The sequence below is a fragment of the Citrobacter sp. CK180 genome, assembly GCF_030333655.1.
Taxonomy (GTDB): Bacteria; Pseudomonadota; Gammaproteobacteria; order Enterobacterales; family Enterobacteriaceae; genus Citrobacter_B; species Citrobacter_B koseri.
This window is the reverse complement of the sequence record NZ_JAOWFM010000055.1, coordinates 151,102-163,526: the sequence shown is the minus strand read 5'-3', so window position 1 is coordinate 163,526 and position 12,425 is coordinate 151,102. Positions and strand designations below refer to the sequence as shown.

General features: G+C 60.5%; 13 protein-coding genes. All 13 read right to left on the bottom strand.

The annotated features are described in order from the left end of the window. Window positions 1–277 precede the first annotated feature (277 nt). The 13 genes from acpT to OGV50_RS19605 all read right to left on the bottom strand — a co-directional run bounded on the left by acpT (window position 278) and on the right by OGV50_RS19605 (window position 12,421). Window positions 278–865: a 4'-phosphopantetheinyl transferase AcpT gene (gene acpT, locus OGV50_RS19665; RefSeq protein WP_012135610.1), complete on the bottom strand. Its 588-nt coding sequence runs from the start codon at window positions 863–865 to the stop codon at window positions 278–280. Window position 866: 1 nt separating this feature from the next. Continuing rightward, complete coding sequence (locus OGV50_RS19660; RefSeq protein ID WP_200093146.1) at window positions 867–2,096, bottom strand: beta-ketoacyl-ACP synthase; 1,230 nt, start codon at window positions 2,094–2,096, stop codon at window positions 867–869. Beyond that, window positions 2,093–2,824, bottom strand: coding sequence for a 3-ketoacyl-ACP reductase FabG2 (locus OGV50_RS19655; protein WP_012135608.1), 732 nt, complete (start codon window positions 2,822–2,824; stop codon window positions 2,093–2,095). Before OGV50_RS19655 ends, OGV50_RS19660 begins: the two co-directional genes overlap by 4 nt. Continuing rightward, window positions 2,821–3,297, bottom strand: coding sequence for a hotdog family protein (locus OGV50_RS19650; RefSeq protein ID WP_200024246.1), 477 nt, complete (start codon window positions 3,295–3,297; stop codon window positions 2,821–2,823). Before OGV50_RS19650 ends, OGV50_RS19655 begins: the two co-directional genes overlap by 4 nt. After that, complete coding sequence (locus tag OGV50_RS19645; protein ID WP_200093147.1) at window positions 3,294–4,463, bottom strand: beta-ketoacyl-[acyl-carrier-protein] synthase family protein; 1,170 nt, start codon at window positions 4,461–4,463, stop codon at window positions 3,294–3,296. Before OGV50_RS19645 ends, OGV50_RS19650 begins: the two co-directional genes overlap by 4 nt. Window position 4,464: 1 nt before the next feature. After that, window positions 4,465–5,016, bottom strand: coding sequence for a DUF3261 domain-containing protein (locus OGV50_RS19640; RefSeq protein ID WP_198448740.1), 552 nt, complete (start codon window positions 5,014–5,016; stop codon window positions 4,465–4,467). A gap of 122 nt (window positions 5,017–5,138) precedes the next feature. Continuing rightward, a complete protein-coding gene (locus tag OGV50_RS19635; protein ID WP_200093148.1) occupies window positions 5,139–7,463 on the bottom strand; it encodes an MMPL family transporter in 2,325 nt (774 codons plus the stop codon). Further along, on the bottom strand, window positions 7,432–8,037 hold the full coding sequence (locus OGV50_RS19630) for a LolA family protein (protein WP_047460500.1): 606 nt from the start codon (window positions 8,035–8,037) through the stop codon (window positions 7,432–7,434). The genes OGV50_RS19635 and OGV50_RS19630 overlap by 32 nt, the downstream gene beginning before the upstream one ends. Then, entirely contained in the window at window positions 8,034–8,456 is a 423-nt protein-coding gene (locus tag OGV50_RS19625) for an acyl-CoA thioesterase (protein ID WP_012135602.1), read from the bottom strand. The genes OGV50_RS19630 and OGV50_RS19625 overlap by 4 nt, the downstream gene beginning before the upstream one ends. A gap of 3 nt (window positions 8,457–8,459) precedes the next feature. Further along, complete coding sequence (locus OGV50_RS19620; protein ID WP_200093149.1) at window positions 8,460–10,151, bottom strand: glycosyltransferase family 2 protein; 1,692 nt, start codon at window positions 10,149–10,151, stop codon at window positions 8,460–8,462. After that, the gene (locus OGV50_RS19615) at window positions 10,142–10,495 is read right to left on the bottom strand and encodes an ApeI family dehydratase (RefSeq protein ID WP_049011356.1); all 354 of its coding nucleotides are present in this window, start codon (window positions 10,493–10,495) and stop codon (window positions 10,142–10,144) included. Before OGV50_RS19615 ends, OGV50_RS19620 begins: the two co-directional genes overlap by 10 nt. After that, complete coding sequence (locus OGV50_RS19610; protein WP_200093150.1) at window positions 10,482–11,843, bottom strand: class I adenylate-forming enzyme family protein; 1,362 nt, start codon at window positions 11,841–11,843, stop codon at window positions 10,482–10,484. Before OGV50_RS19610 ends, OGV50_RS19615 begins: the two co-directional genes overlap by 14 nt. Next, window positions 11,840–12,421, bottom strand: a complete 582-nt coding sequence (locus OGV50_RS19605; protein WP_199972306.1) for a COG4648 family protein — start codon at window positions 12,419–12,421, stop codon at window positions 11,840–11,842. Before OGV50_RS19605 ends, OGV50_RS19610 begins: the two co-directional genes overlap by 4 nt. Window positions 12,422–12,425 lie beyond the last annotated feature (4 nt).

The window sequence follows — 12,425 nt, the reverse complement described above, 5'->3', positions numbered from 1 at the left end:
AAGGCCGGAGGAACCCGCATGGATGCGGGTTCAGGGCGCGTTTTGCAGGGACGCTACCTCGCGCCCGCCCCGGTAGCCTGAAGGAATAAGCGGAGGGTATTGCGAAGCAACAATTTTCCTGCCGGGAGCGGGGATTGTTAAGGGGGCAGCGATAGCCCCCTTAACGCGTTCACGGGTGATGAAATTCCAGAGAAATGCTGAACCTAAAGTGAACGGAATCACGCGTCAGAATGAAATGTTCTCCGTAAAGATTTAACGGCAGGCATGACATACAAATTTACGCGATGGATTCCAGGCGCTGCACGCAATCGGCGGTCAGCGTGAACGGTGTCGGCGTGCAGACCGCCAGACTCAGGGTATCGAGCTGGCACTGGCTGACCGACAACGCCGAGTTGAGCGTGCTGTCCACGCTGACGATTTGCCAGGCGCTGCCGCCGCGCTGTTTTACGATAGCCTCTTTGCGCGTCCAGATGCGCCAGAACGCCGTCAACTGTTGTTCGGGATGTTCGGCTTCTACTTCCGCATGTTCGCCAAGGCTGAACACCGCGTTGGCCAGCGACCGCCAGTTATCTCGCGGGCGGATCACTTCAATGTCGCAGCCGACTTCGCCCTCGTCGCTCAGCAGCAGGGCGATATCGTCCCCGCTATGACTCAGGTTAAACCAGAGCCGGGTGTCAGGAGAAAAAGCAGGTTTTCCCTGTTCGCCATACACAATCTCCGGCAATGGCGAAAGGGCATGGGAAAGCAGTACGCGACCGGCCAGCCAGCGCGCGCGGCGAGCGCCCTGCGGCGCCTGTGCGTACAGTGGCGACGGCAGCGCGCCTGTGCTCAGTGTCGAAACTTTTCCCAGAACAATCCGGTACATATCAGGGCCAACGTTTAATAATGATAGAAGTATTGATGCCGCCAAACGCAAAGTTGTTGCTTTGCAAAAATTCACAATCAATCTTGCGGGCTTCACCCATGATGTAATCCAGCGCGCCGCATTGGGTATCCGGCTGACTCAAGTTTAGCGTAGGTGCAAACCAACCTTCACGCATCATTTGCAGACTCATCCAGGCTTCCAGTGCCCCGCAGGCGCCAAGGGTATGCCCAAAGTAGCTTTTTAGCGAGGAGATCGGCACATTATCGCTATAAATTGCGGCCGTTGCCTGACTTTCTGCGATATCGCCCCGATCGGTCGCCGTGCCGTGGGCGGAAATGTACCCCATATCCCGCGCGCTTAAGCCTGCTATTTTCAGCGATTGTTCCATGCAAATCTGCATGGTTTCACGCTGTGGCTGGGTGATATGCGCGGCGTCGCAGTTAGTGGCAAAGCCGATGATTTCGCCGTAAATGGTCGCCCCTCGGGCTTTGGCATGTTCCAGCTCTTCGAGAATCAGCGTTCCTGCGCCTTCGCCAATCACCAGCCCATCGCGCTTTTCATCGAACGGCGAAGGCGTCGTTTTCGGTTCGTCATTGCGCTGGCTGGTGGCAAACAGCGTGTCAAAAACCGCCGCTTCAGACGGGCATAACTCTTCTGCGCCGCCGGCGACCATCACCGTCTGGTAGCCGTGACGAATCGCTTCCCAGGCATAACCAATCGCCTGACTGCCGGAGGTGCAGGCGCTGGACGTCGGGATCACGCGACCCCGCAGGCCAAAGAACAGCCCGGTGTTGACGGCGGTGGTGTGCGGCATCATCTGCACGTAAGTGGTGCCGGTGATGTTGTTGGTGTGTTTTTCCGTCAGCATGGTGGCGAATTCGCTCACCGGGCCGGTACTGCCGGTAGAAGAACCATAGGCAATTCCGGTTTCGCCGTTGGTCAGCACCGCATCGTCGATAAGCCCTGCCTGTTCCAGCGCCAGTTCGGTGGCGCGGGTGGACATGAGCGACACGCGGCCCATCGCCCGAATACGCTTGCGGGTATAGTGTGCCGGTAGGGTGAAATCATCGACTGGCGCGCCAAGCAGCGTATGCAGTCCGTCATAAACCTGCCATTCCGGCATCTGGCGCACAGCGTTTTCGTAAGCTTTCAGTCTGGTGGAAACGTCCTGCCAGTTCTCGCCAAACGCGGTGACGCCGCCCATGCCTGTAATCACAACGCGACGCGTCATAACATCCCTCCATTGATGGATATGACCTGGCGGGTAACGTAACCCGCAATATCCGACATTAAATAACTGGCCAGCCCTGCCACTTCATCTGCCTGGCCCATACGTTTCATTGGGATGATGGACATCGCCTCTTTCAGCGCGGCCTCTTCCATTGCGATCATGCCGGTGTCAATCAGCCCCGGCGCGATGCAGTTGACGGTGATTTTACGTTTTGCCAGCTCAATCGCCAGCGCTTTTGTCGCACCGATAATGCCCGCTTTTGCGGCGCTGTAGTTAACCTGACCACGGTTGCCCATCACGCCGGAAACGGATGACAGGGTAATGATCCGTCCACCCTGACGTGCGCTAATCATCGGCATGATGCACGGCTGAATCACATTGTAAAAGCTGTCGAGATTGGTGTGGATCACGGCATCCCAGTCGTCGTCGCTCAGCGCCGGAAAGGCGGCGTCGCGGGTGATCCCGGCGTTGCTGACCACGCCATACCACGGGCCATGCGCGTCGATATCCTGCTCCAGCACCTCGCGGCACTGCTCGCGACTGGCGACGTCAAAACTGAGCAGACGGCCTGCGCCGCCGACGGCGAGAATGGCATCCAGCGTTTCTTGCGCGCCCTGCGCGTCACGGTGATAGTGAACCCCGACAACAAAGCCGTCAGCCGCCAGTTGACGGGCGATGGCGCGACCGATGCCTTTGCTGGCCCCGGTAACCAGAACGGAACGACTCATGTTGCAGCTCCCTGTTGAAATAGCGTGGTGAGTTCTTCCTGCGTGGGCTGGAACGTATTTACGCGGCCTGTCGCCAGCGTGTCATCCCCCGCGTCGATTGTGCATTCAAAGCTGCCGAAACGCTCATCCTGCATGAGTAATGTGGCCCTGATGGTCAGCGTTTCCCCGGCGGGGAGGGCGCCTGCGGCGCAGACGAGTTCACGCGCGCCGAGCACCATGCCCAAAGAGATGGCGCTCTGACCCTGTTGATGACGATGCCAGCCTGACCAGACGCCGACGGTTTGCGCCATCAGTTCCAGCGCGAACCAGCCGGGCAGATTGCCCTGCGGGTCAAGAAACGGGGCCAGCACGCCGCCTGGCGCCACGGTGACGCGGCAGGCGGCGGACTCGTCCGTGACGCACTCGACGTCTTCGAGCAGCAACATGGGGGCGTCATGCGGCAGATACTCGCCGGGTGATAAATAGCGACTCATGAAACCCTCCCGAGCAGAATGCTGGCGTTGTTGCCGCCAAAGGCGAACGAGTTAGATAAGATCACCGGGCGTTCAAGCGCGCGCGGTTGTTCGATGATGCCGCAGCGCGGCAACGCCGGGTCACGCGGCGAATCGCTGAAATCCTGCGGCGGCAGCGGCAAGTCGCGTTGCAGAATCAACATGCTGAGGGCGGCTTCGGTGATTCCTGCTGCGCCCAGTGTGTGCCCGGTCAGATGTTTGGTGGAGCTACAGGGCACGTTCTCGCCAAACAGTTCACTCACGACTTTCGATTCGATCTGGTCGTTGAGCGGCGTGGCGGTGCCGTGCAGGTTGATATAACCCACCTGCGTCGGCGTGATTCCTGCGTCATTGAGCGCCTGGGTAATCGCGCGAATCGCGCCTTCACCTTGCGGATGCGGCGCGGAAATATGGTACGCGTCGCTGGACTCGCCGACGCCCAGCAGCGCGACAGGCTGCGGTTCGCGGGTCAATAGCATCAGCGCGGCCCCTTCGCCGATGGTAATGCCGCTGCGATCCCGGCCGAACGGCAGGCATCGTGTTGGAGAGAGCGACTCCAGGCTGTGGAAGCCGTTAATCGGCATCCGGCTTAAGGTGTCCGCGCCGCCGACAATCGCCACGTCCGCCAGACCGGCTTCGATCAGTCGGCGCCCGCTGATGATCGCTCTGGCGCTGGAGGAACAGGCGGTGGAAAGGGTAAACGCCGGGCCATCAAGCGCCAGCCAGTGGCTGAGAAAGCGCGACGGATCGCCCAGCTCCTGCTGCGGGTACTGCCAGGAGAGGCTTTCCTGGCCGTTTAGCGTCAGGTTGACATGGGCATCACCCTCGTCGAGGCCGGAGGTGCTGGTGCCGAGTACCACGGCGACGCGATCGCGGCCATACTGCGCGATGGCTTCATCCACCCGGGGCTGGATCTGCGCGAGCGCGGCCAGCAGCAGCTGATTGTTGCGCGAACGGTGAGCGGCAAAGTCATCGGGGATGGCGGGCAGTTCGCCGTCAACACCGGCGAGCACCGCCTGTGGATGCCCCTGTAGCCAGCCGGGGCGAGGGCGCATGCCAGGCGCCACGCCGCGCGTCAGGTTCGTGGCGATCTCATCCGTATCGTTGCCCAGCGCGTTGATCATACCGACCGCAGAAATATAGATCATATCAGTCACCCAGATATTGAATGGTGATGTGGTATTTGAACACATGCTGCTCAATGCTGATTGGCTCGCGTTTGCCTTTGCGGTTCAGATAGATAATTTCCGTCACCAGCTTACCGCTGGCATTGCGCAGCTCGCGTTTGTCGCCGTTGTCGGTGAGCGTCCAGCCCGTCGGCAACTGCGGCTGCCAGGCGCTAATCGGCCAGTGGCTGAGCATTACGTCGGCCAGAACCTGGCTGGCGGGCGGCAACTGCGGCACCACGATGGACTGCTCGGTGTGCAACCCTTTCTCATCATAGGTGACCAGGAACAGGCGGATGCCAACCGACGACAGTCCGGCAAGGGTGATTTTTTGCTCGTCGGCATTGAGCATCACCAGCAGCGACTGGGTTTTGCCGTTAAAGCTGCCGGTGAGCAGTTGTTGCGAACTGACCGCCGGAGAGATGCCCGGCGCAGGCAGCGTGACGCGCGCGCCGGGTTCCAGCCACGCCTGCGGGCGGCCTTCCGGCGCTTTCTGCGAGTGGCTGCATCCGGTCAGAACGAGTGCCGCGGTCATCAGCAAAAACTGCCGGATGGCACTATGCTTATCCGGCCTGCGGTTTGTGCGCTGGCGTAGGCCGGATAAGGCAAAGCCGCCATCCGGCAAAAGGTGTCTCAACCAGCGCGCTGTTTGTTTGATCATCTTCTTTTTTTCTCTTTTTTACCGGGCATTGCCAGAGGCGATAACAGAAATGCGGTGAAAATCCCGCTGACCAGTACGATACCGAAACTGCTGATGGCCTGGGTGGCGCTAAAGACCAGCATGCCGAGGGTCAGCAGCGTGGTCATCATCGCCAGCGTAATCGCCAGCAGCGAGGTCAGCGGTGTTCCGCGTGGGTTGCTGAAAAACAGCGTATAGTTGATGCCAATCCCCAGCACCAGCACCAGTGCTAATAGCGAGAACAGATTGACCGCATGGCCGCTCAATGTCAGCGCCGCCAGACCGCAGCCCAGCGACAGCACTGACGGCACCAGGCTTACCAGCCCTTTGCGCCAGCCAAGCCTGATCATCGCGCCGCAGGCAATGACCGCCAGCGCCACAAACAGCAGTCCCGTCAGCACATTGCGATAGAGGGCGAACAGCGTGTCAAAGGTGCTTTTTCGGTCAACCCACGCCACGCCGGAATATTGCGTGGCGAGGGCGTTCAGCGCGGCGCTCCGCTTCACGCCGTCTACCGGCACCAGCACGCCGCTTTCGCCACTCTCCCGCGTCAGCCACAGCAGCCGCCAGCCTTCGCTGGCCGGGCTGGCAAGCCAGGCGTCCACCGTTACCGGCATGGCGTTCAGATCCGGGTTAACCGTGGAAAGCCCGGCATTCTGTAGCGCGCGGCTCACCGCCGGAGCGGCGTTTTTCAGTAGCTTCAGATCCTGCTGCTGACGGGCGAGCGAGTTGATCGGAAGCGTGCGATAGCCGCTGAGCAGCCCGTCACGCTTTGCCTGTTCCAGCGCTGGGGTAAAGGCTTCCAGCCGCTCCAGCGTTTGCTGTGCGGACTGACCGTAAACCACAAACCATTTCTGATCGACGCTCTGCCCGGTCAGGGCGGTGATCGCTTTTTCCTGCGCCAGTATTTGCTGCGGCAGCGCCTGTAGCTGTGAAATATCGTCATCCACATGCAGCGTTGCGATGCCCGCCAGCGAGAAGATCGCCAGCGCCACAGGCAGGCCGATGGACAGTTTTTTATTGCGCCGCCACGCCGCCAGCCAGCGCAACATCAGCACCATTGCCGGAACGGGGCGCACAGGCAGCCCGCGACACAGCCACGGATGCCAGAAAATGACCGTCAGGCAGGAGGCGCTTAATCCCACGGCGGCAAATACCGCCATCTGGCGAATGCCGGGGAAAGGGGCGAGCATCATGATCAGATACGCCGCGACGGTGGTCAGCAGCGCCAGCAGCAGGGCGTTACGCACTTTGGCGAGGCTCTGCCACGGCGACGCGTCGTTGCCGTGCACCATGCGCTCGGTCAGGTAATAAAGCGTATAGTCGGCCGAAATGCCGATGATGCTCATGCTCATCACCAGCGTCATCAGGTGCAGCTCGCCGAAAATCAGCAGGGTGACGACGGTTCCGGCCAGCGCGCCGACGCCAATTGATATCAGGCACAGCAGCAGCGGGCGCAGCGAGCGAAAGACCGCCACGATCAGCAGAATCACGCCCAGAACCGTCGCCACGCCAAGGGTGGAGATATCCTGTTTCGCCTGCTGGCTGGCGTAATCACTGTAAAAAACCGTACCGCGCGACAGCAGCTGCGCCTGTGGATAACGCGTTTTTAGTTCACCTTCCAGCGCGCTGAGCGTGGTGACGAGTTGGTGCGTTTGCTGCATATCAAACGACGAACCGGCCAGCTCGCCGTGCAGCAGATACCAGTAGTGCCCCTGCTCATCCTGAGTGACCAGCCAGCCGTCCATCAGCCGCAGACGCTGGCCGTTTTTCGCCATCGCCAGCTGCGAACCGCGCATCAGCATCAGCGGATCGTTTTGCAGCTCTTTACCGCTCACCCCGGAGAAGGCGGAATACAGCTGAGACAGAATCCACTGCGCCTGCGCGTCGCCGCCGTTTTGCAGACGAGTGCGGGTGGCCTCATCGATCAGGCCGTTGCGATGCTGCCAGAAAAAGGCGCCCCATGCCTGCTGGCTGTCGGCGTCCATCGGGCCTTTGACGTCCGCCAGCGCGTGGGATTTTTGCAACAGCGCGAGCCAGTCGCGCGCCACCTGCGGATCGGCCTGTTTACCCGGGCTTACCAGCCAGACCAACTGTTGGTCGAGGCGCTGCATGAAACCGTCGTTCAGGCCAGGCGGAATGTCCCCTAAAGCCTGTTTTGGCAGCATTGCCAGCACGCTGCTGTTCAGCCGTGACTGGGGCAGCAGCGTCAGCAATGCGCCCAACATAATCAGGCAGGCGACACCCCATAGCAGCGCGAGGCTTTTACGGTTATTGCGCGGTAAAACGTTGGCGTTCGTCATCGGTCAGTTGAGCGGGCGTCAGTTGGTGTTGAGTGAGTGCGATATCCGTGCGATCGCCTTGTTTATCATTCAGTTGGATTGACTCCAGATACGTTTGTCCGGCCAGGTCAATCGTGGCGAAAATCTTGTCCAGCGGCGTGGTGATCGGCGTCAGCCGCAGCGCCCAGCGCCCCTCGCCTTTATCGGCGAAATCGACGCGGAAGTTCTGCTCCAGCACGCTGCGGTCAGCCTGGAACAGCGCGCGCAGCAGATGGTTAAACTGGAACATCTGCGGGTTGTTTTCGGCGGTGATGACCTGCGGCGGCTGGCCGTTGATCACCTGCACCATCCGTTTGTCGTCCAGCAGCAGCTGCATCGGGAACGGGGCGGTTTGATCCCACAGCAGCCCCTGGTCGCGAGCGATCAGCATCCTGCCCTGGGATCGCAGCGGCTGCGGCAGATCCTTAATCGTCCGGGTTTGATCGAAGTGGGCGCGGACAACCGGCTGTTCGGTAAAGCGCTGTTGCAGATCGTCGAGCGTCAGAGCGCTCACGAACGGGCTGATGATCAGCGCCAGCAGCGGCAGGAATCTCATGGCGTTACTCCCATACGTTCAAACAAAATATCCGGGCTGACGAAGCACATCTCGCGGCTTTTCTCTTCTACCGCTACCTGGATGGTGTAACCCGTCGTGGCGCGCTTTCCCGTCTGCGCATCAAAAATTTCGTAGCCGATGCGCAGGCGGTTTTCGTACTCTTCAAGACGGGCGCGCACCCGAATGCGTTGTTCGAATGTCAGCGCGTTGCGGTACTTCACGCGGGTATCGACCACGGGCCACAGGTAGCCGGACGCTTTCATCTGGCGGTAGCCGTAGTCGAACTGGTTGAGCAGCGCCTCACGGGCAATCTCGAAGTAGCGGAAATAGTTGCCGTGCCACGCGACGCCCATCATATCGACGTCGTGGAACGGAATGGTCAGCTCTACTTCAGCAGTAAAACGGGGATCGTTAAGCACCTTTTACTCCTTGTTTTTGGCATCCGGCAACTGCCAGAAATCGAAAAAATTAAACCAGTCGAGCGGCGACTGTAGCGCGTAGTGCTCAAGGCGTTCGGCGTAGCGGTCGATGGCCTGCTGTAATGCCTGCTGGCGTTCGGCGCGCGGCAACAGCAGCGGGTCGGCGAACGGTTCACAGTGGATATGCCGTTTCCCGTTCTGGCGCAGAGCGAAAATAAGCTGAACCGGGCAGCGCAGGATGGAGGCCAGAATAAATGGCCCCTGCGGAAACGGCGCGGGCTGGCCCATAAAATGGCTCCAGCAGACGCGCCACTTGCCGCCACGCTGTGGGTTAACCGCAATGCGGTCGCCAACAATGGCGATCCACTCGCCGCGTTCCAGCTTCTCTTTCAGCAGGATGGCGGTGTCCGGGCCGATGTCGGTGACGGGCATCAGGTTCAGCCCGGCCTGCGGCGCCATCTCGTCCATGATCTGTTTAAAACGTTGGGCATTGTCGCTGAACACCAGAGCGTTGATGGTTTTGCTGCCCTGCAATTGCGCCAGCGCACGGCAGGCTTCGACATCGCCCAGATGCGAGGCCAGCAGCAGTTTGCCCGTTGGCGCCGTGATGTTGAGCGTCGCTTCTGCGCCCGGCGCAAAGACCACATCGCGGCCAAACTGTAGCTCCCCGCGCCAGCTGGCGATTTTATCCAGCATCGCTTCGCCAAAACGCAGAAAATGGTGGAAGCTGGTCAGCCGGGACGGAACGGGGCGCTGGCGTGACATCAGTTGCGTTCGCACGCGGGCCAGCCAGTGTTGCGACGCGTTGCGGGCGTGCGCTGCCGTCAGCCAGTAGACGCCGACCACCGGATAAAGCAGCAGCGAGAACGCCTTACGCCCAAGCAGACGCCAGACCAGCAGCATCAGACGCATTCCCCACAGCCCTTTAACTTCCTGCTGGCGCGCCCAGTGCGGCGACGAATGGCGAAACAGCAAAGACGGGATGCGCGGCAGCATGCCGAAGAACAAACGGGTGTGCATCAGTGAAATTCGGCAGTTGTCTTTTAGCGCGTCAAAATGGGACAGTCCATCCAGCGGATAGGTAACGCGGGTCGGGACAAAATAGCTGGTGTTGCCCTGCCAGTAGAGGCGCACCATGACTTCGGTGTCGAAGTCCATCCGTTTGCCGAGCGTGACGCGCTGCGCCAGTTGCAGCACAGGGGCGACCGGATACACGCGAAACCCGCACATGCTGTCTTTCAGCTGGAACGAAAGCGTTTCAATCCATACCCAGACGTGGGTTATCCAGCGACCGTACAGGCGCGAACGGGGAATGGAATCGTCATAGATCGGCTGCCCGGAGATCAGCGCGGCTGGGTTTTCCTGCGCCAGTTTGAGCAGCTTCGGAATATCTTCAATGGCATGCTGACCGTCGGCGTCCACCTGCACCGCGTGGGTAAATCCCGCGTCTGAGGCTGCCTGTAGCCCACGAATCACCGCAGCGCCTTTGCCCGCGTTTTCCGGCAGGCGGATCAGCGTCAGGTTCGGTTCCTGAGCCGCCAGCTGTGCTAATTCCCGACGTGTTGTTTCGTCACTGCCGTCATCCACCACAATGCAGGGCAGATTAAACGGCTGTAGCCGCGCCAGCACCCGCGCCATCATCGCGCCGTGGTTGTAGCAGGGGATGAGCACGCAGGGAGTGAAGGTCAACGGCATAACCGGATCTTCCCGCTGCTGGCGGTATGCCGCGCGTCGCCATCGTGGCGCTGATAGCTAAACGTCAGGAGCTGGCGGGTTTCCTGCCAGCTCAGGGTCAGCGTCACCGTGGTTTCAGGCAGCAGCGGCGCCTGGAATTTGACGTTCTGGATGCTGTGAAAACGCCAGCCGGGCGTGAGCAGCGTGGTGGCGTAATGCATCACCCAGTCCAGCTGCGCGACGCCAGGCAACAGCGGCTGCACGGTAAAGTGGCCGCTGAACCAGAACAGGGAAGGGTCGAGATGCAGGACGATCTCAAGCTGTTGGGGTTGTGCCTGATGGCGCTCAATTTCATGGGGTATCATGAAATAACTCCTGTAATTGCGCATAGACACGCTTGTTCATACTGTTGACCGGGATCTCGTCGATCACGCGCCAGTAGCGAGGTACGGCAACCGGCTCCAGCCACGGCAGCAGCGAACGACGCCAGGTCAGCTCCTGGGCTTTGCCGCCGCAGCGCTGCCATTGTTGGCGGGTTTCGTCATCCAGCACCAGCAGAACGCCAATGCCCTGGCGACCGCCGCGTGAAACAGGCAACGCGACCGCCTCGCGGATGCCCTTCAGCTCCAGCAGCCGCTGTTCAACTTCGCTGAGCGAGATCCGTTTCTCTTCAATTTTGACGACGCGCCCCCGGCGTCCCATCAGGCGGAACTGGCCGTTCTCATCAAACTGGAGGATATCGTCGAGCAACAGGCCGTCCTGCTGCACGATCAGCGGCGAAAAGGCGCGAAATGCTTCGCCCTCCGGCTGGAAATGTACGCCGGGGAAGGGGAGCCAGGCGATCTCCTCCTGCTGGCGGTAGCGCCAGGCGAGAATGCCGGTTTCGGTGCTGCCATAGATTTCATCCGGCCAGATATTGAGCCAGGCGGCGGTTTGCGTGACATCGCCCCAGGGCAGCATACCGCCTGCGGAAAGGATCATGTTGATCGGCGGCGGCGTGAGCCGGTGGTCGAGGCGTTTCAGGAACGCCGGACTGCTGATAAACGCATAGCGGTGGTCGTGGCTTAGCGCGGCAAGCTGCTCTGCGTAGTAGAGCATTGCGGCATGAAGCGGCAGGCCGAGCGCCATCGGCAGGAAAATACGGAAAGTCAGACCGTACAGATGCTGAGGAACGACTGACGCCACGACGCGACAGCCTGCCAGGCGGTCGGCAAAACGCATCGCCAGCAGTTCGGCCTCGCAATCCAGCCGCGCGATAGGTTTGATGATGCGCTTGGGCTGACCGGTGGAGCCAGAGGTAAACAATTCAACGAAGGCATCGGCGGCAATATCGTCGAATGTGAAGGCTTCTGTGCTGAACTGTCGTGATGTATTGACCACCAGCAGCGGGCCGTGCCAGCCAGACGTCTTATCGCTGAGCACGCCGTTGAACAGCGCGCGCTGCTCATCCAGCAGAGAGACGCGGTTATGCCCAGGAATAACGGGCGTTTTTCCGCTATGCAGCGTTGCCAGCAGCGCAACAATAAACAGATAGCTGTTCTCAAAACACAGCGCCCAGCGCTTGCCCTCCTGCTGTTGCAGGTGTTTCACCAACTGCGCGACGTCATGGCGCAGGTGGCCCAGCGTCCAGGTGTCCTCACCCAGCCAGGCAACAGGCGTTTCATCCGGGCGTGGCGCGGTGAGCCAGCGGGAGAGCGGAAGGGTCTGCTTCATTGTGTTTCTCGTTTAATCACCTGGCGGCGCACCAGCCACTCGCCCGCCATCAACGCGCCCATCAGCAGATAGGCAATCATGCCGTTCCAGGCAGTCCATAGCGCCATGTCGCCGTGTAGCGCGGTAAAGAGCGCAATACCGCCGTTGCCGATGAAAAAGGCGCACCAGATTTGTGTTACGCGACGGGTGTAGCGCACTGCGGCTTCCGGCAGCGCAGGTTCACGCAGTCGCGCCAGGCGTTCGACAATCGGCATGGATGTCCACAGCGAGCTGCCAAAAACGGCAAGCATGACGCCGTTAACAACGACCGGGTAAAACAGCAGCAGTTGATGTGTTTTAAGCAGATAGCTGGCGACGCAAAGCGCTATGCCCGCCACCGCCGCCACCTGAGTGACGACGCGCAGCGGCCCCGCCTGTCGCCGGGTCTGACGAAAGCGTAAAAAGAGCAGCAACGCCATCAGCGGCAGCAGCCAGTGGAGGCTGTTATGCGTCAGCCCAAACCAGATCAAAAATGGCCAGGCCAGCAGCATCAGGCCGGTCAGCAACTGAATACCCATACGCGCGTGAGCGCCTGACATGGCG

Coding starts and splice junctions, on each gene's coding strand:
- acpT (WP_012135610.1), bottom strand. CDS start 865: ATGTACCGGATTGTTCTGGGAAAAGTTTCGACACTGAGCACAGGCGCG.
- OGV50_RS19660 (WP_200093146.1), bottom strand. CDS start 2,096: ATGACGCGTCGCGTTGTGATTACAGGCATGGGCGGCGTCACCGCGTTT.
- OGV50_RS19655 (WP_012135608.1), bottom strand. CDS start 2,824: ATGAGTCGTTCCGTTCTGGTTACCGGGGCCAGCAAAGGCATCGGTCGC.
- OGV50_RS19650 (WP_200024246.1), bottom strand. CDS start 3,297: ATGAGTCGCTATTTATCACCCGGCGAGTATCTGCCGCATGACGCCCCC.
- OGV50_RS19645 (WP_200093147.1), bottom strand. CDS start 4,463: ATGATCTATATTTCTGCGGTCGGTATGATCAACGCGCTGGGCAACGAT.
- OGV50_RS19640 (WP_198448740.1), bottom strand. CDS start 5,016: ATGACCGCGGCACTCGTTCTGACCGGATGCAGCCACTCGCAGAAAGCG.
- OGV50_RS19635 (WP_200093148.1), bottom strand. CDS start 7,463: ATGACGAACGCCAACGTTTTACCGCGCAATAACCGTAAAAGCCTCGCG.
- OGV50_RS19630 (WP_047460500.1), bottom strand. CDS start 8,037: ATGAGATTCCTGCCGCTGCTGGCGCTGATCATCAGCCCGTTCGTGAGC.
- OGV50_RS19620 (WP_200093149.1), bottom strand. CDS start 10,151: ATGCCGTTGACCTTCACTCCCTGCGTGCTCATCCCCTGCTACAACCAC.
- OGV50_RS19615 (WP_049011356.1), bottom strand. CDS start 10,495: ATGATACCCCATGAAATTGAGCGCCATCAGGCACAACCCCAACAGCTT.
- OGV50_RS19610 (WP_200093150.1), bottom strand. CDS start 11,843: ATGAAGCAGACCCTTCCGCTCTCCCGCTGGCTCACCGCGCCACGCCCG.
- OGV50_RS19605 (WP_199972306.1), bottom strand. CDS start 12,421: ATGTCAGGCGCTCACGCGCGTATGGGTATTCAGTTGCTGACCGGCCTG.